The following is a 22,045-nucleotide window of genomic DNA, read 5'->3' as shown; positions in this document are numbered from 1 at the left end:
GTTGCAAGAAACTGTATGCAATGGCCGTGCCAAGCCATAAGCAACTAATTACAAAGGGAAAAATTTACAAATATGTCTTGACGTGTGCAAACTGTATGCAGTTTTCAAATGATGATGAACAAAAAATAACCTATGATTAATTGCAGTGCTGAATCCGTAAGCTGGCCGCCTTACGGCCATTCCGCGCCACGATTTAATATCTTAGAAATGCAACATAATTGACTTTTTTTCGCGATAGTTGCATCTGTATACAGTCGACAAATGCAGAACTCCCCCGTGTCACAGATTAAGCGCAGGCAAGTAATAAGGGCGGGCACCACCGTCGAGCAGATGGTGCGCGCCATAGCCGACATGATCGTAACCGGGGTTCTCGCTCCCGGTGAAAAAATGGATGAAATCTCGCTGGCCACCCGCTTCGACGTTTCCCGGACACCGGTCCGGGAAGCGCTGCGCGAACTCGGCGCCATGGGGCTGGTTGATCGCGAGCCGAACCGAAGCGCCGTCGTTGCAAATGTAACGGAAGGCTATCTCCACTCGATGTTCGAGGCGATGTCAGAACTGGAAGCCATCTGCGCGCGCCTGTCGGCCGAACGCATGACAGTCGAGGAGCGGCGTTCCCTAGAGCTCGCGCACCGGGCATCGGCCAAACTCGTGCATGCGGGTGCCGATGAAGACTATGCCGCTCACAATACCGAATTTCATACGCGCCTCTATCGCGGGGCTCACAACGATCACATATTCGAGCTGGTGACGCAGACCCGTGCACGATTGGCGCCGTTCCGTCGCGCACAGTTCAGGTTGCCGGGGCGCCTTGCCCGATCCTATGATGAACACGACGTCATCGTGACGGCGATCATGCGGGGGGAGGCAGCGGCAGCCGGCCACGCGGCTTATTCGCATGTTGCGATCGTTAGCGATGCCAGCATCGTCTTTGCGTCGACCAAAAGAAATTGATTCCTAAGTATTTCTCGGACTGCAACCCCTTGTTTCACATGGATGTTTTATGAAAAGCGCATTCAATCCGCCCTCTGTCCGCAAGCCATTCGGGAACTACAATCATGGGTTGCTGGTGCCCCCAGGTGCGTCGCTTCTCGTCACATCGGGTCAGCTCGGGATCGGCGTTGATGATGTGATCCCGAATGATGTGACTGCTCAGACAGAACTTTGCTTCAAGGCGATCGATGCGATCCTCGAAGAGGCTGGCATGACCTTTGCGGACGTCATACGCATCTCTGGCTTTGTCACAAAGAGAGAAGATTTCCCGGCCTATATGGCGGTGCGCGATCGCTATACGCTTGACCCCAAACCTGTCTCGACGCTCATTGTCGTCGGCGGGTTTACACGGCCGGAGTTTCTGGTCGAAGTCGAGGTAACCGCAGCCAAGGTGGCTTGATCGGGAAACGCCGGACCTTAAGCCGCGGTTTGTCCCGCGCAGTGGGGGGTGTGGTATCAGAACCGCTCCATTGTCGCCTTCACCTTGCCGAGAAAGGCGGCCAGCGTCTCGTCGGTGCAGTTGTTCATGTCGTAATGCGCCAGAAAGGTCACCGGTCGTACCGGATTGATCTGCGCACGCAGCACCCGCTTAACGATCTTTTTCGGCGGATTGCCGGCAACGAAGGCCCGGAAAGGTGTTGCGCCGTAGGTCAGCACCGCACCGAGCTTGCGGATGTGGCGCAGTCGAGACTCCACCTTGCCGTTGACGAGCTCGAAGGAAACGCCGGGTAGCCAGACGCGGTCGAAATAGCCTTTCAAGATTGCTGGGAAGCCGAAGTTCCAGACCGGCGTGACGATCACTAGGCCCTCCGCTCGCTTCAGCCGATCGACATAGTCCTTCACCTGCTCCGTATTCTGGGGATAGTCGTGGTAGACCATTCGGTCGCGGCGGGAGAGCACGGGATCGAAGTTCTCCGCGTAGAGATTGCAGTCATCGACCTCGTGTCCCGCCGTCTTCAAGCTTTCCAACGTTTGCCGGTAGAGCGCGTTGCCATAGCTCGACTCCACCGGATGCGAGTGAAGGACGAGCACTCTCATGTGGCCTCCATCACAGCGGCAAGTCCGGGGAACAGGTAATTCTTACCCGACGAGAAGTCGAAGTTCGGATTCTCCCAGGCAATCATTTTGCCGGGATTGAGCAGTCCTCGCGGATCGGTCTCACGCTTGAAGGCAAGCTGAACCTTGTCCGTCTGCTTCATGCCGCCTTCTTCCAGCGTGTAGCGATGCGGATTGAAGATCGGGCAGCCATGGTCCTGATGGATCTTGATGATCTCCCCCAGCCGCTCCTCGGTCGTGTAACGCACCAGCGGGAGACCCGAGCATTGGATCTGGCCGTCGAACTTGATGAATTCGAGATGGCCGGGCACTTCGTCGCCGAAGATTTCGACCATCCTGGCGACCTTCGCCACATGGTCCGGTCCGGGATATTGGACCTGCAAGTATGTAAAGGTTGGGTCGACCTTTAGCGCGCGTAGCGTCGTATGGTTCCAGGCAAGCTCATAGGCGTGGGGAATGCCCTTCATGCTCTCGACCTTGTCGGAGCGGAAAATGATCTCGCCCTTCTGAGCCGCGGTGAAGGCGGCGAACGCATCCATCGAGTGCGGCGCGATCATCAGCACCACAACCGACTGGCCCTGGCGAATATAGGGTTTGTGGCGGGTAAAGTATTCGTGCGGAATGGGCGCGGCGATCGGCGCGATCTCCTTGACGAGTATGCCGTTGCATTTTGCCAGTGCGTCTGAATAGCGCACGGCCGCCATGAAATCACCGTAGCCCACCACCACATCCACCCAGTCATAGGCCGGCGCAAGCGGCATTTCGATTTCGGTGATGATGCCGTTGGTGCCATAAGCGTGGCTGACCTTCTGCAGATCCCAGCCGGTGAGATCAAGCACCCGCGGTTCGGCCTCCATGGTGACGACACGCAGCCGGATGATGTTACCGATATCGCGAAGTCCTCCCCAGGTGATCGACCCGACGCCGCCCGAACCGCCGGCAATGAAGCCGCCGATCGTTGCCGTTTGTGCCGTCGACGGATGGAAGCGAAGCTCCTGGCCTGAATGGGCTTTGGTCTGCTTGTCGAGTTGAGCGATCACGATGCCGGGCTCGCAGATCACTCGACCAGGATGGATTTCCTTGATCTTATCCATGGCGGCAAGGTTGAGCACGATCCCGCCGGAGAGCGGCATGGCCTGGCCGTAATTGCCGGTTCCGGCGCCTCGCGGCGTCACCGGAACACCATGCGCGAAGGCGATCTTAAGGGTTTGGATCACCTCGGCTTCGTTCTTGGGCGTCACAACGAGATCGGCGGTCACGCCATCGAGCTGCGCCTTCAGGATCGGAGAATACCAATAGAAGTCGCGGCTCTTCTGACGCACGAGCGCCGGATTGTCCTCGACCGCAATGCCTTCGAGTTCTTTCTTGATCTTCTGGTAGTCCGGCATGTCAGGCTCCAACGACGCTATCGAGTTCACGGTAGTCCGGCAGGCTGCGGTCGATCACCTTGCCGCGGCGAAGAACGACGCGGTCAGACTGCGGACGGGAAAGAAATTCGCTCCAGCCACGCGCACTGAAGAGGACGAGATCGGCGGGCCTGCCGGCACCGATGCGGCTGAGATCGTGGCGTCCGGCAATGTCTGCGGGCGAGGTGGTTACGACACGCGCGGCCGTATCGAGCGGATGGTCGAGGTGAAGAATGCGCACGGCTTCGCGGAACACCTCGACCGCATCGAGGTCGCCGTAGGCGTAGAATGGATCGCGTGTATTGTCGGATGCGACTGCCGTTGCGACACCGGCAGCCGCGAGCTCCTTAAACAGCGTCACGCCCCGCCAGCGCGGTGTGCGGTTGGGATAGCGATCCTGCAGATAGGCATTGCACATCGGCAGCGAGATGATCGAGATGCCGGCTTTAGCGACCAGTTCCACGGTGCGCTCGGCTACTCCATCGTCCTGCCTTGCAAGCGAGCAGCAGTGGCCGGCCGTCACCGTGCCGGCAAAGCGGTTCCGCAGAACGGCCTCGGCGATCGCCTTCAAAGTCTCCGCGCCGGGGTCATCTGTCTCGTCGACATGAAGATCGACGTCGAGACCGTTCTCCGCCGCCGCATGAAAGAGCGTATCGAGCTGCCATGCGAGGTTCGGCCCCATCTTGGTGACGCCACCGATCAGACCGCCCGCATTGCGGACGACGGCGACGAGATCGGCGAAATACGCCTCATCCACCATGTCGTCCATTGGGAAGAGGGCGACGGCCTGCAGCGCGATCTTGTCCCTCCAGGATTGCCTCACCTCGGAAAAGACGTCGAAGGAAATGCGATGTTGGGGGGAGGCCGCGTCCAGATGCGTGCGGATCAGGCTCGTGCCGTGCGCATAGGCCGACCGCAGGGAGAACTCCATGCGCTTGCGCACATCATCGGCCGACCAATGCGCTTCGCGATCGGCGCCGACCGCCTGCAGGGCACCCATGAAAGTTCCGTCCGGATTGCTGCTGCGTCCCCAGATATGTCCCTTGTCCAGGTGCGTGTGGACATCGGCAAAGCATGGCCAGACCATCCCTTCGCGCAGGTCGGATTTCGCCAATTCCTGCGGGGCACTTCCGGCGGGCAGGACCGCGGAGAAAAGACCGTCTTCGATGACGATATCAGCACGCACGAGGCCTTCCTTTGCCGGCGCAGTGAAACCTTCGACGGCAACGACGGGCAGCGTCGCATTGCTCAGCACGAAGCGACCGGCGTTCGGAGGTGACATGAAGGAGTACGTCATCAGTTTTCCCGCTTGAGGCTGCTCTCATGCCAGCGATGCAGGCTGAGCCAGGAAATGAAAGAGGTGATCACGAAGATCGCCACCCCCAGCAGCGAGAGCATCAGCAGGGCGGCGAAGAGGCGAGGGATGTTCATGCGGTACTGCGCTTCCAGAAGTCTGAAGGCGAGGCCGGAGCCCGCACCGGCCGAACCCGCAGCAAACTCGGCAACGACGGCGGCAATCAGCGCCAAGCCCCCACCGATGCGCAGGCCGGTCATGAAATAGGGCTGCGCCGCCGGCAGCTTGAGATACAGCAGTGTCTGCCAGCGCGAGGCGCCATAGAGTTCGAAGAGGTTGATCAGATTGTGATCAACGCTCTTCAAGCCCTGCACCATGTTGGAGAGGATCGGGAAGAACGCGACGAGAAAGGCGCAGATGAGCAGCGCCACCTGTGTCGACGGTGCATAGATAAGGATCAGTGGCGAGATCGCGACAATGGGCGTGACCTGCAGGATGACCGCCAGCGGATAAAACGCGATCTCGATCCACCGCGACTGCACAAGGAAGATGGCAAAGCCGACCCCGCCGACAAGCGCCAGTAGCAGCGACATGAAGGTGATTTTGGTTGTTACCCAGAGCGCGGGCGCGAGCGTTCCCCAGTCGCTGACGAAGGCGGAGGCCACCGCGCCGGGGCCGGGCAGAATATAGGGCGCCACGCCGGAAAGCTTGACGTACAGCCCCCAAACGACAACCAGGGCTGCGACGGTGGCGAACGGCACCGCAATCCGCAGCACAATGTCGCGCCGCTTTGCCGTCATCGGATTTGACAACGATGCCGCCGGCGCATCGGCAATATCCGTGCTCATGTATTCTCCTTTGCGGCATTGATGGCGCCGATCAGCGAGCGCGACACGGTCTCGCAAGCCTGGCGATATTCTTCGGACGCGCGGTAATAGGCGTCCCGCTCGAGGCTGGTGACAAGCGGCAGGTCGGCATGGACTCGTCCCGGGCGAGCCTTCATGACGACGATGCGGTTCGAGAGATAGGCAGACTCGAACACCGAGTGAGTGACGAAAATCACTGTAATGCCTGTCGCCTTCCAGAGGCGCAGGACGTCGTCATTCAGTTTCTGGCGGGTGATCTCGTCGAGGGCCGCAAACGGCTCGTCCATCAGCAACAGCTTCGGCTTGGTGACCAATGCGCGCGCAATGGATACGCGCATCTTCATGCCGCCGGAGAGCTCGCGCGGATAGGCTTCGGCAAAGTCCTGCAGGCCGACAGTCGTCAAGGCCCTCATGATCTCCTCACGCGCCGCAGCCTTCGACATGCCGCGGAGCTTCAGCGGAAGATGAACATTGCCGAAGACATTCTTCCACGGCATCAGTGTCGGTTCCTGAAACACGAAGCCGATATCGCCTTCCGGCAGACCCCTCGAGTTGATGCGGGAACTTGGCCAGTCGATCGTCCCGGAAGAAATATCGCCGAGGCCGGCAATAATGCGCAGTGCCGTCGATTTACCGCACCCGGAAGGTCCGAGCAGGCTGATGAATTCGCCGCTTTCGACCGTCAATGACATGCCCGACAAGGCGACCGTGCCGCTGGAGAAGACCTTCGAGACCGATTGCATCGAAACGAGCGGTCTCTTGCGCGCGTCCGTATTTGCCGGGATCTGAACTGAGGCTAGAGGCATCGCCTGTCTCTTTTCATCATGGGCCGGCTACCGCCAGGAGCGGCAAACCAATTTGGTGTGCCTCACTTTTTCAGGGCCATGCCGACGCCTTTGCAGACGTACTTCGTGGTGTAGGCCTTGGTATAGTCCGTGTCGGCCTTGAGAACCTTGATGCCGACCATCTCGGCGAAGAACTTCTTGTAGTGCTCGTCGGTGATGCAGCCGATCCCCTTGTCGAGGGCTTCGCCGGATTCGACAATGCCGTACTCCTTCATCTTGGCGATCGAATAGGCGATCTGGCCATCCGTCATCTCCGGATTGTCTTTCTTGATCAGCTCGTTGGCCTTGGTGTTGTCGCCGTAGAGATAGTTGTACCAGCCCTCGATCGAAGCATCGATAAAGCGCTGCACGACGTCCGACTTAGTGTCGATCATCGACTGCGTCGTGGTGATCATCGTGGAGTAGGGGGAGTAGCCGTTGTCGGCGAGCAGAAATACTTTCGGCTCCCAGCCGGTCTGCTTCTGGATCTCATAGGGTTCGGAGGTGAGGTAGCCCTGCTGCCCCGACTCCTTGTCGGCGAGGAACGGGCCGGGGTTGAAGTTGTATGGCTTGTATTGCTCGTCCTTGAAGCCCTTGTAGTTCGCCTTCATCCACTCGAAGTAGGTCAGATAGCCGTCCTTGCCGAGAAACAGGGTCTTCAGCTTGGCAAGGTCCTCGAACGTCTCGACGCCAGCGTCGGGGTGGGCGATCAGAACCTGCGGGTCCTTCTGGAAGATCGCCGCGACGTCTACGAGCGGAATACCCTGCTCGACCGCCGACAGTTCGCCCTGCGGGCCGCCCATATAGAAGTCGATCTTGCCGGAGATCAGCAATGCGCTGTTTGCCGCGTTCGGGCCGCCCTGCACGATGGTCACGTCAAGTCCGAGCTTTGTGTAGGTGCCGTCGGCGACTGCCTGATAGAAACCGCCATGCTCGGCTTGCGCGAGCCAATTGGTACCGTAGCTCACCTTGTCGAGCGCGTAACCGGGAGCTGCGAGCGCAACAGTGCACCCCAGTGCCAAAGCGGCGGCAGATGCCAAGTTCTTCAGTGCGTTGGACATGATCGGCGTTCCCCTTTTTAGGCCGTTCGGTGCGCTCTTCGGCGCCCGATTTTCTTCATTTGAGCGATTGCGTTGCTGTTTGAAAAGCATCAAAATTCGTGCGCAACGATGCCTTTTTGGCATCTCACAGCGAGCCTGTGCCTAATTTGTGCGTAGCGCTCAAAAATGATGCAACGAGGGGTCGGATGCTGCATTCCAGGAAGCTGCTTTACATCAACGAGATCGCCCGCACTGGTTCTATCCGCAAAGCCGCGGCGCGCTTGAACGTTGCGTCATCTGCGATCAACCGGCAGATTCTGGCACTCGAGGCGGAAATCGGGGCGCCGCTCTTTGAACGCTTGCCACGGGGGCTGCGCCTAACGGCGGCCGGCGAGCTCTGCATCGAGCATATTCGGGAGGTTCTGAAGAACTACGACCGGCTGGAGGGCCGGATCAGGAGTCTGAAGATGCAGCAGGCTGGCAAGGTGAGATTGGTGACGACCGTCGGCCTCGCGTCAGGACCGCTAGCGGAAATCATCGCACGGTTCCAGTCGGAGCATCCGCGCGTCTATTTCCAGATCCGAAACGATGCAGGCACGACGACCGTCAATCCGGTGCTCTCGGGCGACGTCGATATCGGCCTCGGCTTCAACATTCCGGCGACACCAGGAATTCGTACGCTCGGCAACTTCGATATCCCGATCGGCGTCGTGCTGCCGTCCGGACATCGCCTTATCGGGCACGGTCCGATCAGCCTGGGCGACATCGTGCAGGAACGATTGGTGCTCGCGCAGACGGGCACCAGCCTTCGTGACGTCATCAACCTGGCGCTTGCGCGGCTGGATGTTTCGGTAGAGCCCGTTCTCGAAAGCAATGCGTCTGAGATGTTGAAGAAGCTCGTCAAATGCGGGGCCGGGCTGACCTTGCTCAATCCGCTCGACGTCATCACCGAGTGCCGCGCCGGCGAACTTGTCTTCCGGCCGATTGCCGAGCCTCATGGCAGGCACCAGCCGATGAAGCTCTTCGCCCGCGCCCGCGCGCCACTCGATTCGGCAACCAGCCTGTTTGTCGAATATCTGCTGGCCGAGCTTGCCGGCCTTGTTCAAGAATTGCAGGCCAAGGGACACATTGCTCCGGACAGGCCATCGGCAGCCTGAGATCTAGCGTGAGTAGAGATTGGTGAGCGGATAGCGCTTCAGATCGCAGAGAAGGTCGATGAAACCCCGCACCTGATGGCGGCAGATCGCTTCCCCTTTCTCCACCGTGCCGCGCGATGCGTCGCCCACGACACCGTGGGGATTGAGATCATGCGCGATCCAGGCCAGCGAATGCGGCGGCAGCGGCTGAATGTATTTCGACTGCTCGCGCATCCATTCAGCCTTGGATGCGAAGTTCTGTGCCCTGTCCATGCGGACGAGATCCGGCCTGAAATGCAGCATCAAGGACGTTTCGACCTCACCGCCGTGGATGCCATATCGGGATTCGTGGTCGCTGATCATGCCGTCCGGATTTCCGAAACGGCCCCATTGGGTCGAGATGACCGCCATCTGGTAGCGCACGCGCAGCTCTCGCGCGACGATGCTCATGATGTCGACATTGCCCCCGTGCGAATTGACGATCACCATTTTGCGGACCCCGGCTTCGGCAACTTTGGCGCCGAGTGCTGTCCAAATGGGAATCAACAGTTCGGCAGAAAGCGAGAGTGTTCCCGGTCCATAGATATGCTCGTTGGCCTTGCCGATTTCCTGTGTGGGTAGCACCAGTATATCGAGATCATCAGGCCGCTGGCGGCGAAGCTCCGCAAGCATTCCGTTTGCGATCGCCACATCGGTCGCGATCGGCAGATGCGGCCCGTGTTGTTCGGTCGAGGCGATTGGAAGAATGGCAATGGTTGTATCGGCCGAGAGCCCGGCAAAGTCATAGGTGTTGAGCTCGTTCCAATAGAATGGCGTCGCCATTGCCTTGCGTTCCCTTGCTTGAGTTTCTCTCAGTGACTAGGGAATTATGCGGCATGCGAAAAGCATCAATTTGCGTGCGCGCCGCTGCCTTTTTGCGATACGATAAAGTGCAGGAGTTCAAGCCGGATCAACAGATTTTGTATCCCAAACTGTTCCATAAATCTCTGTTATGCCTGCTGCACTTATCCCGGGTTGTCGGTTCGAACCCCCTCAAGGCGAGCTGCGACTGGTTCTTTGCCATTGAGTTTCATGGCGAGGAGAATACGCTCTTGAGCTCTGTATATTGAACACGAAGCTGAGGTGTTTGATTAAATATGGCCATTCACTCACTTTAAGTTGGACAGGTTCTGAGTTCGGAACAGACTCATGGTCGACAAGCTTTTTCCTAAGTCCCTGATCGATCGCAAGGCTCGCCAGCCAGCATCGTCATGACGGCCTCGCCTTGACAAGCCTCGGCCACGGTAGCCGCAGCCCTTGCTCCGAGTGCCACGATTTCGTCGGCCTTTGCACGGGTGCGATTGAACACTGTGACGTCATGCCCGGACCTCATGAAGCTGGCGTCCAACGAAAACTGACGCGTTTCGGAAAGGGTTGTCTCCCAGAAGGAATCGAAATCGCCCGGGCAGGTCGTTTCGCTTCTGTATTCGCGCAATTCCTTCAAGCCAAGATCATACAGTGGCGCGTGAAATCTCCGTGGTTATGCGGCCCTACCGGCACCGGTGCATTCAATGCCGAGTAAGCGAAGCCGGAAATAGCCTATCTGCTGCGGTGATCATCGTTTGCAAGCCCCTTGGTTTGTTTCGGCTCTGCTCAGAAACCGCTTACGTGCAACGGTTTGTAAGCGGCTTCGAGCTGTTCGATTTCCACAGCGGTGAGTTCGAGGTCGACTGCGGCGATTGCGTCCTCGAGATGGTTCATCTTGCTAACGCCGACGATCGGTGAGGTCACGACCGGCTTCTTGAGAACCCAGGCCATTGCGACCTGCGCCATAGAAGTGTTCCGCGCCTTGGCGACGGTTTCGACTGCGTCGACAATGTCCCGGTCGCCAGTCTTCTCATACATGCTCTTATTGTAGCGGTCAGTGGTGGCGCGCTTAGTCTCGGTGCCCCAGGGACGTGTCAGCTTGCCGCCGCCGAGCGGGCTCCACGGCAATACGGCGATGCCACGATCGGCGCAGAGCGGCAGCATTTCGCGTTCTTCCTCGCGATAGGTGAGGCTCACCTGATTCTGCATCGAGACGAATTTTGTCCAGCCGCTGACCTCGGCGACATGTTGGAGCTTGGAAAACTGCCAGGCCCACATGGAGGATGCCCCGATATACCGGGCCTTGCCGGCGCGCACGACGTCGTTCAGTGCCTCCATTGTTTCTTCGACCGGAGTGAACGGGTCGAAACGATGGATCTGGTAGAGGTCGACATAGTCAGTGCCGAGGCGGCGCAGGCTGTTGTCGATCTCGGCAAGGATCGCGGCGCGGGACAGGCCCTGGCCGTTCGGGCCGGGACGCATGCGGCCGAATACCTTGGTTGCGAGCACGATCTCCTGGCGGGGCGCCAGTTCCTTGAGCAGGACGCCGGTTATCTCTTCGCTGGAACCCTGCGCGTAGACATTGGCCGTATCGAAGAAATTGACACCGGCATCCCAGGCGCGCTTGAACATCGGCCGTGCTTCGTCGAGCCCGAGAACCCAGGGGCGCTCGTCCGTCTGCTTGCCGAACGACATGCAGCCGAAGCAGATGCGGCTGACTTCAAGGCCGGTTTTACCAAGTCTCACGGTTTTCATGATTTTTCCTCCGAGGTGATGATTGTCAGTGCTGGCGATACCCGGTTGCGACGTCACAGGCTGGACACGTATTTCCTCCAGGTGTGTTCTTCCTTGAAACCGAGAACCTCGCGAATCTTCCGGTTCGAGAGAGGCGCTTCGAATTCGCCGAGTTCTCGAACGATGGGCGTATTCGGCGCCCATCTGCCGAGGAAATCACGCGTCGGTTCCGTCGCGGTGATAGTGTCGTTGACGGCGTTGAAAACCTGAAATCCAAGACCGTCGACTTGTAGGCAAAGGTCAACGATCTGCCCCAGATCGCGAGCATCAATATAACTCCAGGCGTTCCGCTTGCGCGATGCCGGATCGGCGAGAAAACCGGGAAAACGGTCGTATTCATGCGGTTCGATGACGTTGGCGATCCGCAAAGCGTAGATGTCGATCCCGCTGCGCATCGCAAACGCGCGGGCCGTCTTCTCGTTCACGACCTTGGATAGACCGTAGCTGTCCATCGGGTCGATGTCATAGTCTTCTTCGAGCGGGAATGAGTGGAAATCCTTGTCGCCCTCCGCAAAACAGACGCCATAAGTCGTTTCGCTCGACGCGATGATCACCTTTGGGATGCCAAGCTTCACCGCAGCTTCGATGACGTTATAGGTGGAGAGTGCATTGACCATGAAGGTTTGGTTGTCGGGCTTGAGCAAGAGGCTCGGAATCGCTGCGAAATGCACGACGGCATCAACCGGCGCCGGTCCGCCTTCCGTTTGCAGATCCTCACCGCTGAAGTGCATCGACAGAGCGTTGAAAGTCTGACCGCTATCGGTCAGATCCGTGAATAGCGTCTGCACGCCGGGGCAGTCCAATGGAACGAGGTCGAGGTTGCGGACCTTGTGTCCCTTGTTCACCAGATATGGAACGGCATGGCGGCCGGCCTTGCCGCTTCCACCGGTGAATACGATTCGCTTGCTCATTCGATTGTTCGCCTCTTCTGAAACAACGCCCCGCGTTGAAGTCAGGGCACGTGAAGGTTCGATGCTGGGAAGCAATGAATCAATGGATTAGAAATCATTGAACCGATGACTCTGATTCATCGATCAGAAATAGCCCTAGAGTCCGTTGAGATTTCGAACGACCTTGATCAAGGCCTCGACCCCGAAGGGAAGCTGTCGTCTGCTGGAATAGTACATTGATAGTGGCGGGCCCATCGAAGCCCATTTTGGGAGAACCACCTCAAGGTGTCCTGCCGAAACGTAGGGGCTCGCGAGTCTTTCCAGGCAATAGGATATCCCGACACCTTCCAGGGCAGCATTGATGGCAAGATCGGTTTCTCCGGAAATCAGCGCCCCGGGGACGTCGACCTCGTGCCGCTCGTCGCCGCGTTCGAACTCCCACTTGTAGATCTGCCCGCGGCCTGTCCGGATACGGATGCAGTGATGGGAGTGGAGGTCTTCCGGCATCACCGGGCGACCATGGATCTTAAGATAGTCCGGGGCCGCAACCGCAACCCATTTCAGAGGGCCAGTGAGAGGAACTGCGATCATATCTTCCGGTACGGTGCCGCTGTATCGGATGCCGGCGTCAAAGCCTCCCGCTGTAACATCGACAAACTGATCGTCCACGGCGACCTCGAGCTCGACATTCGGGAAGCGCCGCTGGAAGACCGGAATTGCCGGCCTCAAAAGCATAACAGCAGCATCTTTCAGGACATTAATGCGAATGCTGCCAGCGGCCCCCTGATAATGCTCGCTCAGGTCCTCCAGTCCGGAGCTTATCAGCTCGAGTCCGGCAGAAATCTTCTCGGCAAGGGCTTTGCCGGCGGCAGTCGGCGCAACGCTGCGGCTGGTGCGATTAAGCAGGCGAACGCCAAGTCGTTGCTCAAGGGCCTTCATGCTGTGGCTAAGGGCGGAAGCCGTGACATCCAAGTGATCTGCCGCTTTCCTGAAGCTACGATACTGGACGATCGTGATAAAAATCGACAGCTCGTGAATTTCATTGCGTTTGAACTGCATATTGATCTCAGGAGGCTGGTTGAGGCGAAAACCGGTTTAAAGGCGGTCTTTCTGGGCACTGCGCAGCACTCGGATGCTTTGCTTCCGGTCATACAGTTACCGAGTAAAATCACGCCTTTCAATCTCGGGCAATCATGAGCATTTGTGTATGGATCGTTCAGCGGTGCAGGTCGATTTTGGTTAGTCAACGCTGCGGCCCCCAATCTAGACCAACAACTCAAGGGAGCGATGCGCGGTCTGGCAGCCGGCGTCACGATCATCACGTCGCGAGATGCCAGCGGAAGACCGAGCGGGATGGCCGCGACTGCGGTCATTGCTGTGTCGATGGATCCTCCATCAATGCTTATCGCCGTCAATCGTACCGCGAGTACCGAAGCGGCCGTGGACTTAGCCAAGCTCGCAGGTCTTTCTACGTCAGGCGTCATCTGTGAAGTTGCCAACGATGATGGCACGATGGCGCGTCTACTAGATCTTGAAACGTTCGCTGAGCGACATGGGCTGCATTTAGTAACCATTGAGGACTTGATAGCTTATCGGTCAGCAGGAATTTCGCAACCGACAGTGGAGCCAACCCTGGCATTCAAACGAACGATCCACAGCACCGCCTCCACGAAGCTAGCGCGTTGGTTCCCCCGCGCCTCAGGAAAGATTTCTAAGGTATATGGCGAGCAATTGCGTCTGTGATGATATTCCGAGCTTCCGGTAGACGTTGCGGCGATGGACCTTGACCGTGCCGGTCGAGATGTTGAGCCTCAGGCCGATCGACTCGGAAGAGTGTCCTTGAAGGACAAGGTCCACAATCGCGGTCTCGCGGTTGGTGAGATTGAGATCTCGCCACACGGCTTCGGCGGGCTGCAGGGACCCTTCACCAGCGTCGCGCCTGCGGCCACCGCGACCTCGTGAATGCAGTTGCGCATCGAAGCGGGATCCAAGCCCTGCCCAGTAATACCGGACCATGCTTGCGATCAGCGGTTCCGCTTTCTTCAAAAGAGCGAAATCTGGAGACGGGAAGGGGCCGGTCTTTTCCCGGCGCATCAGCGAGAGAACAATAGTGATGTCGTCATCGGCAGTGACAAAAAAGCCGATTTCCTCCGCCAGCCCCGTCTGGACGTAGTAGGTACGATAGTACTCGCTTGAAAAGAACCTGTCGGGTGCAAGTTCCCGCATGCGAAACACGCCTGCGCGGCGCTCGTGGGCAGTGTGGTAGAACGGGTCGAGCAGGTACGGTCCGGCCTGATAGAGCGTCACAAAAATGATGTGCTCCTTCGGGTCGAAGGTGCTGTAGAGATCGATCGGCCGCTCCTTGCCGCGATAGGCGAAAACAACGACATAGTCGAAGCGCACGAGTGCCGCCATCATCTGTCGAAAGGTCTCGCCGAATTCTGCGTCGCCCATCGCCGGACGGCCGACGGTGGCGTTGAAGGCCTGAAATAGCGCCTCCAAGTCAGTGCTCATTCCCGGGACCTCCTGATCGCCTTGCGCGGAAATCTGCGCTCCCCGTGTATATACCTTCCACGAAGGCTCGATGGCTAAAATACCTCTCTCGGGGTATATACCGTGAGGGAGGGCCGAGCTTAGTCTTTCCTTAACGACGGTGGCAAAAGGCAGCGCTAGACTGCCCAATCCAAACCAACCGCAGGGAACAGACGTGGCATCCGCTTCGACGAACGATATCGAATTCCGTTCGGTCACCAAGAACTATGGCGCTGTGACCGCCGTAACGGACATCAACCTCAATGTGCCGAAGGGCGCCTTTCTGGCGTTGCTCGGCCCTTCCGGCTGCGGCAAGACCACTTGCCTGCGCATGATCGGCGGCTTCGAGCAGCCAAGCGAAGGCACGGTGCTGATCGACGGGCGCGAGATGAACGGCGTACCGGCCTACCGGCGACCGGTGAATATGGTCTTCCAGCACTATGCGCTGTTTCCGCATTTCGACGTCCGGCAGAATGTTGCCTATGGGCTGAAGCAGATGCGGCCCAAGCTTGCGGCGACCGAAATCGACCGGCGCGTCACGGAAGCGCTCGAAATGGTGCGCCTCGGCGGCTTCGCCAAGCGCCGCATCCACGAGATGTCCGGCGGGCAGCAGCAGCGGGTGGCGCTAGCACGCGCGATCGTCAATCGCCCGTCAGTGCTGCTGCTCGACGAGCCGCTGGCTGCGCTCGACAAGAAGCTGCGCTCGGCCATGCAGATCGAACTGCAGACACTGCAACGTGAACTCGGCATTACCTTTGTTCTGGTCACACATGATCAGGAGGAAGCGCTCTCGATGGCAGATATCGTCTGCGTGATGAGCGCAGGGCGCATTCGCCAGCTAGGTTCACCACAGGAGGTCTATGACCGCCCGGCCGATCTGTTCGTGGCCGATTTCGTCGGCAAGACCAATCGGGTGAATGCAACGATGGAGGCGGATGGCGCGACCCTGCGTCTTGCGGACGGTTCCGCAATCGCTGCTGGGAGTCCCGTTTCGCCCGGCGAAACGATCGTCGCGATCCGCCCGGAATCTATCCGCCTGACACGGGCTCAGGCGCCCGGCTTTGCCAGCTTCAAGGGCACTGTCACCCATCGCATCTTCCTCGGTTCTTCTGCGGAATATGCGGTGACGGTTCCGGGGCTCGGCGACTTCCTGGTCACGGCCGACCGGCGCAGCATGAACGAGAGCGACCTGGTCGAGCCGGGCGAGGCGGTTTTCCTCGGTTTCGACCCGCTCGCAGCCCACGTCTTTCCAGCATCAAGTGCAGCATAAAATCAAAACAAGGGAACAGCATCATGAGCAAGGACTATAAGGATAATCTCCCCATTTCCGCCGAAGGCTTCATGGACGAGTTCATGCGCCTGAAGCGCGGCTCCGTCGGCCGCCGTCACTTCCTCGGCGTCACCGGCCTCGGTCTTGCGACCGCCGTGATGTCGCGCTTTCCCGGGGCGCTGTCGACACCGGCCTACGCCGCCGGCGAACTTGGTACGCAGATGTCGATTGCGACCTGGCCGAACTATCATGACCCGGCGACCTTCGAGAACTTCAAGGCGGCAACGGGCGTTGCCGTGGAAGTCAACGTTTTCGGCTCGAACGAGGAAATGCTGGCAAAGCTGCAGGCGGGTGCTTCCGGCTGGTCGCTATTCGTGCCAACGAACTACACGATTTCAACCCACCAAAAGCTCGGCCTGATCGAAGAGCTGGATCTTTCAAAGATTCCGAATTTCAGCCAGTCGACTGAAAACCCCCGCTTCACCAAGGAAGGCCAGATCGACGGCAAGACCTATGCCGTGCCGAAGAACTGGGGCACGACCGGCTTTTCCGTCAATACTTCGAAGATCAAGACGAAGCTTTCGAGCTGGAAGGACTTCTTCGAGATTGCCCAGACCGAAGCCGACAGCCGCGCCATGGTGCATGATTATCAGCTGACCACAATCGGCAGCGCGCTGGTTTCGCTGGGCTACGGTTTCAATTCGATCAAGCCTGAGGAACTGGCGAAGGCCGAAGAGCTGCTGATCAAGGTGAAGCCGCATCTCTTCGCCATCAACTCCGACTATCAGCCGGCCATGCGCGCCACGGACGCGTGGATGACGATGTGCTGGACGAATGACGGCGCGCAGCTCAACCGCGACATGCCTGAGCTTGCCTACGTGCTCGGAACGGACGGTGGCGAAATCTGGACCGACTACTACGCGATCCCGAAGGACGCTCCGAACAAGGCGGCCGGCTACGCTCTCCTCAACTACCTGATGGATCCTGCGAACGCAGGGAAGGAGCATATCGCCAACGGCGCGCCGGCCACCGACAGCCGCGTCATTTCATTGCTGCCGAAGGAGGTCACCTCGAACAAGATCGTCTATCCGGATGAGGCGTCGCTGACGCCGCTGGAATTCGGCGCCGCCGTAACCCTGACCGATCCGGGTCGTGCCGAGCTGATGGCGCGGTTCAAGTCGGCGTGACCCTGCCCTCATGCAATGCCTCTCCCCGGGTCCGGGAAGAGGCAAGCCGCCTCGTAGACTCCAAACAGCGAACGTTCAGAATGGCCGTGTCACCGGACACCAGAAAGCGACTAATCACTGCGGCGCTCGTCGCGCCGGCGAGCGCATGGCTGTTCGTGTTCCTGGTCTTGCCGTTCATCGCCATCGTTGTCTTCGCCTTTGGCGAGCGGGCGCCGGAGGGCGGTTATCAGGCGGCATTTACCTTTGCCCAATTCGCCAATCTTGGATCCCGTGCGGCGGCTTTCAAGAATACGCTGGTGCTTGCGCCGATCGGGGCCTTTGTCTGCCTCTTGGTGGCCTATCCGGTCGCCTATTATCTGGCGGTGAAGGCGAGTCCGCAGCATCGGCTATTGCTGGTGTCTCTTGTCGTGGTGCCGTTCTGGACCAGTTTGCTCGTTCGCACGTATGCCTGGATGTATATTCTCGGTGCGCGCGGCATCCCGCATCTGCTGGAGTTTATCGGTATCGAGAACGTGCGTCTTCTCAACACGCCGGGCGCAGTTCTCCTCGGCATCGTCTATGGCTATCTGCCGCTGATGATCATGCCGATCTATGTCAGCCTGGAGAAGCTGGACCGCCGATTGCTGGAAGCCTCTGCGGACCTCGGCGCCAAGCCGCTCTCGACCTTCTTCGGCATAACGCTGCCGCTGTCGCTGCCGGGTGTGATGACGGGCGTGGCGCTGGTCACCATCCTGCTGCTCGGCGAGTATCTGATCCCGCAGCTGCTGGGCGGCGGCAAGGTTTTCTTCATCGGCAACGCGCTGGTCGACCTCTTCCTGCAATCGCGCAACTGGCCGTTCGGCTCCGCGATCGCCGTCACCCTCGTTGTCGTCGTCGTTATCGTGCTTCTCGTCGCCATGCGCGTTGCGTGGCGCGTCGCGGGGACCCGCCAGGTGGATCTTGTTTGATGCGTGGGCTTGTTACGGCAGTCTATCTCTTTCTCTACACGCCGATTGCGCTGGTGGTGCTGTTTTCGTTCAATGCGGGCCGCAACGCCTCGGATTTCACAGGCTTTTCCACGCAATGGTATGGCAAGGCGCTGTCCAACACCTTCCTCATGGAAGCTCTTCGCAACAGCCTTGTCATCGCGCTTACCAGCGCTGCGCTCGCGGCCATCTTCGGCACCATGGCTGCGCTCGGCATGGAGCGGCTCGGCGCCAGGACGCGGGCCGTGTTCGATGGCCTGTTTGCCGCCGCAATCGTCGTTCCGGGCGTTGTGATCGGCATCGCCACGCTCGTCGCTCTCGTTGAAGTCTTCGGCTTCATCAATCCACTGCTGGCGGCGATCTGGCCAGGCGACCAACCGCCGAAGCTGTCGCTCGGCTACGGCTCTATCATCGCCGCCCACGGACTTTTCACCATGGCGCTGGTGAGGATGATCGTGAAAGCGCGTATCGCCGGCCTCGGGCGCGATATCGTCGAAGCGTCGAGTGATCTCTACGCGACGCCGCTGACGACCTTCCGCCAAATCGTGCTGCCGCAAATCCTGCCGTCGATCCTGGCGGGTTTCCTGCTCGCTTTCACCTTCTCCTTCGACGATTTCATCATCGCGTTCTTCGTCGCTGGATCGAATACGACATTGCCGATCTACGTCTTTGCCTCGATCCGCCGTGGCGTGACGCCGGAGATCAACGCCATCGCCACCATGGTGCTCACCGCATCGCTGGGACTGATCCTCATCGCGCGCTTCTTGATGCGCGAAAAAACACCAAACTGAACGGGAAACACCATGATTCTTGAAAATCGCGTCGCGATCGTCACTGGAGCCGGGTCGGGCATCGGCCAGGCCGGCGCGCTGCTCATGGCCGGGGAAGGCGCGTTCGTCGTGGTGACTGATCTCAGTGCCGGCAATGCCGCCGAAACCGTTGGTCGGATCCAAGCCGCCGGCGGCAAGGCCGAAAGCCTCGTTCTCGACGTCACCGACGACGCAGCACTCGAAGCCGGCATCGCCTCGGTCGCCGAACGTCACGGCCGCATCGACATCCTCCACAATCACGCCGGCGCCCAGGTGGCGGGCGATCTCGAACAGGTAGCGGTCGCGGGGTTCGACAGGTCGTGGAGCCTGAATGTTCGGGCGCACTTTATGGCGGCGCGCTTCGTCATGCCGCTGATGAAGAAGGTCGGCCGCGGTGTCATCCTCAACACCTCCTCCTCGTCAGGCGTCCTCTACGATCGCGAGATGATCGCCTACACGACGACGAAACATGCCGTCATTGCAATGACCCGGCAAATGGCCGGCGACTACGCCAAACACGGCGTCCGCGTCAACGCGCTCTGCCCGGGCTGGGTTGATACGCCGTTCAACGAACCGTTCATTGCCCAGATGGGCGGGCGCGGCGCGATCGAGGCCTACATCACCGAGAAAGTGCCGCTTGGGCGCTGGGCGAACGTCTCCGAGATCGCCGAGCCCATTCTCTTCCTTGTTTCGGACCGCTCGTCCTACATCACCGGGCAAATCCTCGTCGTCGACGGTGGGGAGACCATCGTCTGAATTTGGTCAGTCTCGTTTGCGCAAAGAGCGTCTTTGAAGACGCGTAAGGTCAACAGCCTACTTTGCAATTGCAGCGTAGTGACGATCGATGATCCTACTTCGGGGTTGGGCGATAAGGTGGAGCCGCGCAACAACCCTTTGAAATCATACAACGGGGTTACTTCAAGGAATGGTTGGTGGGCTATGAAAGTGCATGATCTACGATGCCGCTTCCTCCATCGGCGATGTGCGCTACAATCACCGCTTCCGCGCCGAGATTACCGCTCATGCGGTAACAGGGGCCCAACGCCAGTTCCATAATTCAGCTTATGCCATTTTAACAATTATAAGATGCATAAATCGCGACGTGCTTCTTAAAGTAGAAACGACAATATACCGCTCCCACGGAACGAGACTGAAACGCACCTCCGCCCCATAAGGGCCAAATTAATGATAGGCCATAGCCAAAATTAGACAGGCGGCAATCGACGGGACGGAGTTTGCCGGGTTCAGGGCTTTGGAAGACGGCATCGGCGATCGGAGAATCTCAATGAACGTTTCCTGCATAGCCCTCTTCTTCGGTCTTTTGCGGGCTGCGATCCGCCGATAGCCCTTTTGTCATCTCTTGCACCGTTGAGTACATCCATGCTGGAAGAGCGTCGACGTTTGAACGCAGATCGTCGGAAATTGCCTCCCGATGCGGGCTGTTTCTCAGCCTTTGGATGATCCCGTTGATAGCGGGCTCCAGGCTACTTCGATCATCACGCAACCAGGACAGCGCCTGAACGATGCGCATGGCTGGCCTACCCGCCCAGAACGCGGCCTTCGCCGAGATTCGTTTGAAGTCGAGCGTATAGATCACGCGTTGGCCGGCCTTCGGATCGCCGGCGCTCGCGTCGATCTCGATGGTGCGAGGGTATGTATCGGCGTGAACCGTAGACCGCGCTGGAACCGCCGTTGTCAGACCCAGGTCATTGGCCGCAGTCATTCCGTCCACGAGAATGCGCAGTTTATCGCGGCGGGCGATTGCATCGACAAAGGAAGCGCGAGGTGGGAAGACCATCTTGCCAGTCAGCTTGCTGACCGTGGGTTTGTCGTACAAACCTCGGTGTGGCCGGCGTATATCCCCTCGATTTGTCAGGCGTTGGAGTGCCTTTTCTACCGCGTTCGGACTTGCCAGATCGAGAAAGTCACCACGGAACCATACGCCAGAAGGCGCGCTAGCAGCGATCCTGGAATAGATCCGATCTAGGGTGTCTGACGTCGGGTCGGGCATCGGCTCTCCAATGTCCAAAGATTATATATAAACTCTGGTCAGTGGCAAGTGACCAAAGTTTATGTACAAATTCTGGTCAGTAAGATGTCGCCAGTCGGCCTAATCTGGATGGGATCACGTAACCACTTGGTGGGGCTGTGATTGTCGCGCAGCGTCAATCCCTCGCCGCAGCGGAATCTCCAGGTGACCGAGCACGAATCGAGAGTTTCTGGGCCTCAAGCGCTACGAAATCGGAAAGCAGCTTGACACGTGACGGCACGGTCCGACCAAGCGCGTGAACAGCACAGAAGCGCATCGGCTTGAGCGCGCCCGCGGGTGTCACATCGATCAATATTCCCGAATGCAAGTCGTCTGCCACCACACAACGCAAGAGCAAGGCTACTCCGAGACCGTGCCGCGCTGCCGAATGTAGAGCGATGCCGCTGTCGCAGTCTATTCGCCCGGTTGGGAGGATCTTGGACCCGTCGGCAAAGGCGATGTGCGCCGTTCGGCTGCCAACGGAGTACCGCGCAAAGGGCATGCTCTGAAAGTCATCGATTATCCTCGGCACGCCCCATTTCGACAGAAGCGACGGAGCTGCAACCAGAACCATGTCGAGATCCGCGAGATGCCGAACAACCAGATCGGGTTGCACGACCTCCCCGACCCTGAAGACGACATCGTAATCGTCCCGGATGATGTCGACGAACCTGTCTGTCAACCCGATGTCCAGCGTTAGGTCAGGGTATTCCTCGGCAAACTTGGTGAAGATCGCCCCGAGAAACAGCCCTGACATTTCGACGGGCATACTGAATCGCAATCGTCCGGTTAGTCCGCTGCTACTTGACAGCCCATCGTCCGATGCATCGAGTTCGCGCAGCAGTGGACCGATCCGCTCGAACAGCATCTGCCCGTCGGGGGTCAGTGTAAGGGCGCGTGTCGACCTGAGAAAAAGACGGGATCCGACCAGCTTTTCCAACCGACCGACGCTCTTCGAAATGGCGGAGGGTGATGTTTTCAGATCCCGAGCAGCCGCACTGAACGATCCAACTTCGACCGTGCGCACGAACGCGATCAATCCCGACATCTCATTCAGCAGATGGGTCACCTGAACCTCCGAGGAAAAAGTTATGTGCCGACGACACGG

Annotated in this window: 23 protein-coding genes; 9 read left to right on the top strand and 14 right to left on the bottom strand. The window is 58.8% G+C overall.

Translation table 11 applies throughout. The annotated features are described in order from the left end of the window. Window positions 1–276: 276 nt before the first annotated feature. Entirely contained in the window at window positions 277–954 is a 678-nt protein-coding gene (locus BSG20_RS22970; RefSeq protein WP_072378803.1) for a GntR family transcriptional regulator, read from the top strand. A gap of 49 nt (window positions 955–1,003) precedes the next feature. Next, window positions 1,004–1,393, top strand: a complete 390-nt coding sequence (locus BSG20_RS22965) for a RidA family protein (protein WP_072378805.1) — start codon at window positions 1,004–1,006, stop codon at window positions 1,391–1,393. Window positions 1,394–1,449: 56 nt separating this feature from the next. Here the strand turns inward: BSG20_RS22965 and BSG20_RS22960 are convergent, their stop codons facing one another. The 6 genes from BSG20_RS22960 to BSG20_RS22935 form a co-directional block, all read right to left on the bottom strand. After that, complete coding sequence (locus BSG20_RS22960) at window positions 1,450–2,031, bottom strand: NAD(P)H-dependent oxidoreductase (RefSeq protein WP_072378807.1); 582 nt, start codon at window positions 2,029–2,031, stop codon at window positions 1,450–1,452. Continuing rightward, the gene (locus tag BSG20_RS22955; protein ID WP_072378809.1) at window positions 2,028–3,437 is read right to left on the bottom strand and encodes an FAD-binding oxidoreductase; all 1,410 of its coding nucleotides are present in this window, start codon (window positions 3,435–3,437) and stop codon (window positions 2,028–2,030) included. The genes BSG20_RS22960 and BSG20_RS22955 overlap by 4 nt, the downstream gene beginning before the upstream one ends. A 1-nt stretch (window position 3,438) precedes the next feature. Continuing rightward, window positions 3,439–4,752, bottom strand: coding sequence for a cytosine deaminase (locus BSG20_RS22950; RefSeq protein WP_072378811.1), 1,314 nt, complete (start codon window positions 4,750–4,752; stop codon window positions 3,439–3,441). After that, a complete protein-coding gene (locus tag BSG20_RS22945; RefSeq protein ID WP_072378813.1) occupies window positions 4,752–5,597 on the bottom strand; it encodes an ABC transporter permease in 846 nt (281 codons plus the stop codon). Before BSG20_RS22945 ends, BSG20_RS22950 begins: the two co-directional genes overlap by 1 nt. Then, window positions 5,594–6,421: an ABC transporter ATP-binding protein gene (locus tag BSG20_RS22940; protein WP_072378815.1), complete on the bottom strand. Its 828-nt coding sequence runs from the start codon at window positions 6,419–6,421 to the stop codon at window positions 5,594–5,596. Before BSG20_RS22940 ends, BSG20_RS22945 begins: the two co-directional genes overlap by 4 nt. A 62-nt stretch (window positions 6,422–6,483) precedes the next feature. Then, entirely contained in the window at window positions 6,484–7,500 is a 1,017-nt protein-coding gene (locus BSG20_RS22935) for an ABC transporter substrate-binding protein (protein WP_072378894.1), read from the bottom strand. Between the two features lie 185 nt (window positions 7,501–7,685). On the opposite strand from BSG20_RS22935, the gene BSG20_RS22930 reads away from it, so the two are divergent. After that, entirely contained in the window at window positions 7,686–8,636 is a 951-nt protein-coding gene (locus BSG20_RS22930; protein WP_072378817.1) for a LysR family transcriptional regulator, read from the top strand. A gap of 3 nt (window positions 8,637–8,639) precedes the next feature. On the opposite strand, the gene BSG20_RS22925 is transcribed toward BSG20_RS22930, so the two are convergent. The 5 genes from BSG20_RS22925 to BSG20_RS22900 all read right to left on the bottom strand — a co-directional run bounded on the left by BSG20_RS22925 (window position 8,640) and on the right by BSG20_RS22900 (window position 13,204). Beyond that, window positions 8,640–9,437, bottom strand: a complete 798-nt coding sequence (locus tag BSG20_RS22925; RefSeq protein WP_072378819.1) for a creatininase family protein — start codon at window positions 9,435–9,437, stop codon at window positions 8,640–8,642. A gap of 385 nt (window positions 9,438–9,822) precedes the next feature. Beyond that, a complete protein-coding gene (locus BSG20_RS38440) occupies window positions 9,823–10,113 on the bottom strand; it encodes an acetylxylan esterase (RefSeq protein ID WP_083539974.1) in 291 nt (96 codons plus the stop codon). 134 nt (window positions 10,114–10,247) lie between these two features. Then, window positions 10,248–11,216 carry an aldo/keto reductase gene (locus BSG20_RS22910; RefSeq protein WP_072378825.1) on the bottom strand — a complete coding sequence of 323 codons (969 nt, stop codon included), beginning with the start codon at window positions 11,214–11,216 and terminating at the stop codon, window positions 10,248–10,250. A gap of 53 nt (window positions 11,217–11,269) precedes the next feature. Beyond that, window positions 11,270–12,166: an NAD-dependent epimerase/dehydratase family protein gene (locus BSG20_RS22905; RefSeq protein ID WP_072378827.1), complete on the bottom strand. Its 897-nt coding sequence runs from the start codon at window positions 12,164–12,166 to the stop codon at window positions 11,270–11,272. A gap of 135 nt (window positions 12,167–12,301) precedes the next feature. Continuing rightward, on the bottom strand, window positions 12,302–13,204 hold the full coding sequence (locus tag BSG20_RS22900) for a LysR family transcriptional regulator (RefSeq protein WP_072378829.1): 903 nt from the start codon (window positions 13,202–13,204) through the stop codon (window positions 12,302–12,304). A gap of 228 nt (window positions 13,205–13,432) precedes the next feature. Between BSG20_RS22900 and BSG20_RS37645 the strand changes: the two genes are divergently transcribed. After that, on the top strand, window positions 13,433–13,888 hold the full coding sequence (locus BSG20_RS37645; protein WP_083539975.1) for a 3,4-dihydroxy-2-butanone-4-phosphate synthase: 456 nt from the start codon (window positions 13,433–13,435) through the stop codon (window positions 13,886–13,888). On the opposite strand, the gene BSG20_RS22890 is transcribed toward BSG20_RS37645, so the two are convergent. Next, window positions 13,844–14,659 (bottom strand): helix-turn-helix domain-containing protein, encoded by an 816-nt coding sequence (locus tag BSG20_RS22890; RefSeq protein WP_072378831.1) that lies wholly within the window; start codon window positions 14,657–14,659, stop codon window positions 13,844–13,846. The two genes, BSG20_RS37645 and BSG20_RS22890, sit on opposite strands and share 45 nt — an antisense overlap. Window positions 14,660–14,852: 193 nt before the next feature. Between BSG20_RS22890 and BSG20_RS22885 the strand changes: the two genes are divergently transcribed. The 5 genes from BSG20_RS22885 to BSG20_RS22865 all read left to right on the top strand — a co-directional run bounded on the left by BSG20_RS22885 (window position 14,853) and on the right by BSG20_RS22865 (window position 19,664). Continuing rightward, window positions 14,853–15,947, top strand: a complete 1,095-nt coding sequence (locus tag BSG20_RS22885; RefSeq protein WP_072378833.1) for an ABC transporter ATP-binding protein — start codon at window positions 14,853–14,855, stop codon at window positions 15,945–15,947. A 23-nt stretch (window positions 15,948–15,970) separates the two neighbouring features. Then, window positions 15,971–17,134, top strand: coding sequence for an ABC transporter substrate-binding protein (locus BSG20_RS22880; RefSeq protein WP_072378835.1), 1,164 nt, complete (start codon window positions 15,971–15,973; stop codon window positions 17,132–17,134). An 80-nt stretch (window positions 17,135–17,214) separates the two neighbouring features. Further along, entirely contained in the window at window positions 17,215–18,081 is an 867-nt protein-coding gene (locus tag BSG20_RS22875; protein ID WP_072378836.1) for an ABC transporter permease, read from the top strand. Then, window positions 18,081–18,890, top strand: a complete 810-nt coding sequence (locus BSG20_RS22870) for an ABC transporter permease (protein ID WP_072378837.1) — start codon at window positions 18,081–18,083, stop codon at window positions 18,888–18,890. The genes BSG20_RS22875 and BSG20_RS22870 overlap by 1 nt, the downstream gene beginning before the upstream one ends. 12 nt (window positions 18,891–18,902) lie before the next feature. Next, window positions 18,903–19,664 carry an SDR family NAD(P)-dependent oxidoreductase gene (locus BSG20_RS22865; protein WP_072378839.1) on the top strand — a complete coding sequence of 254 codons (762 nt, stop codon included), beginning with the start codon at window positions 18,903–18,905 and terminating at the stop codon, window positions 19,662–19,664. 526 nt (window positions 19,665–20,190) lie between these two features. Here BSG20_RS22865 and BSG20_RS22860 read toward each other — a convergent pair. Next, complete coding sequence (locus BSG20_RS22860) at window positions 20,191–20,919, bottom strand: DUF6088 family protein (RefSeq protein ID WP_072378841.1); 729 nt, start codon at window positions 20,917–20,919, stop codon at window positions 20,191–20,193. Window positions 20,920–21,073: 154 nt separating this feature from the next. Next, entirely contained in the window at window positions 21,074–22,006 is a 933-nt protein-coding gene (locus BSG20_RS22855) for a LysR family transcriptional regulator (RefSeq protein ID WP_072378843.1), read from the bottom strand. Window positions 22,007–22,045: the final 39 nt, after the last annotated feature.

Origin of the sequence: Rhizobium tibeticum (assembly GCF_900110205.1) — a bacterium.
Classification (GTDB): domain Bacteria; phylum Pseudomonadota; class Alphaproteobacteria; order Rhizobiales; family Rhizobiaceae; genus Rhizobium; species Rhizobium tibeticum.
Note: the sequence above shows the minus strand (reverse complement) of the source record. Positions and strands in the feature narration are given on the sequence as shown.

Excerpts from the sequence above, each read along its gene's own strand:
- BSG20_RS22940 (WP_072378815.1), bottom strand. The coding sequence starts at position 6,421 with ATGCCTCTAGCCTCAGTTCAGATCCCGGCAAATACGGACGCGCGCAAG.
- BSG20_RS22960 (WP_072378807.1), bottom strand. The coding sequence starts at position 2,031 with ATGAGAGTGCTCGTCCTTCACTCGCATCCGGTGGAGTCGAGCTATGGC.
- BSG20_RS22965 (WP_072378805.1), top strand. The coding sequence starts at position 1,004 with ATGAAAAGCGCATTCAATCCGCCCTCTGTCCGCAAGCCATTCGGGAAC.
- BSG20_RS22950 (WP_072378811.1), bottom strand. The coding sequence starts at position 4,752 with ATGACGTACTCCTTCATGTCACCTCCGAACGCCGGTCGCTTCGTGCTG.
- BSG20_RS22865 (WP_072378839.1), top strand. The coding sequence starts at position 18,903 with ATGATTCTTGAAAATCGCGTCGCGATCGTCACTGGAGCCGGGTCGGGC.
- BSG20_RS22860 (WP_072378841.1), bottom strand. The coding sequence starts at position 20,919 with ATGCCCGACCCGACGTCAGACACCCTAGATCGGATCTATTCCAGGATC.
- BSG20_RS22870 (WP_072378837.1), top strand. The coding sequence starts at position 18,081 with ATGCGTGGGCTTGTTACGGCAGTCTATCTCTTTCTCTACACGCCGATT.
- BSG20_RS22900 (WP_072378829.1), bottom strand. The coding sequence starts at position 13,204 with ATGCAGTTCAAACGCAATGAAATTCACGAGCTGTCGATTTTTATCACG.
- BSG20_RS22925 (WP_072378819.1), bottom strand. The coding sequence starts at position 9,437 with ATGGCGACGCCATTCTATTGGAACGAGCTCAACACCTATGACTTTGCC.
- BSG20_RS22955 (WP_072378809.1), bottom strand. The coding sequence starts at position 3,437 with ATGCCGGACTACCAGAAGATCAAGAAAGAACTCGAAGGCATTGCGGTC.
- BSG20_RS22875 (WP_072378836.1), top strand. The coding sequence starts at position 17,215 with ATGGCCGTGTCACCGGACACCAGAAAGCGACTAATCACTGCGGCGCTC.
- BSG20_RS37645 (WP_083539975.1), top strand. The coding sequence starts at position 13,433 with ATGCGCGGTCTGGCAGCCGGCGTCACGATCATCACGTCGCGAGATGCC.
- BSG20_RS22945 (WP_072378813.1), bottom strand. The coding sequence starts at position 5,597 with ATGAGCACGGATATTGCCGATGCGCCGGCGGCATCGTTGTCAAATCCG.
- BSG20_RS22935 (WP_072378894.1), bottom strand. The coding sequence starts at position 7,500 with ATGTCCAACGCACTGAAGAACTTGGCATCTGCCGCCGCTTTGGCACTG.
- BSG20_RS22930 (WP_072378817.1), top strand. The coding sequence starts at position 7,686 with ATGCTGCATTCCAGGAAGCTGCTTTACATCAACGAGATCGCCCGCACT.
- BSG20_RS22890 (WP_072378831.1), bottom strand. The coding sequence starts at position 14,659 with ATGAGCACTGACTTGGAGGCGCTATTTCAGGCCTTCAACGCCACCGTC.
- BSG20_RS22905 (WP_072378827.1), bottom strand. The coding sequence starts at position 12,166 with ATGAGCAAGCGAATCGTATTCACCGGTGGAAGCGGCAAGGCCGGCCGC.
- BSG20_RS22880 (WP_072378835.1), top strand. The coding sequence starts at position 15,971 with ATGAGCAAGGACTATAAGGATAATCTCCCCATTTCCGCCGAAGGCTTC.
- BSG20_RS22910 (WP_072378825.1), bottom strand. The coding sequence starts at position 11,216 with ATGAAAACCGTGAGACTTGGTAAAACCGGCCTTGAAGTCAGCCGCATC.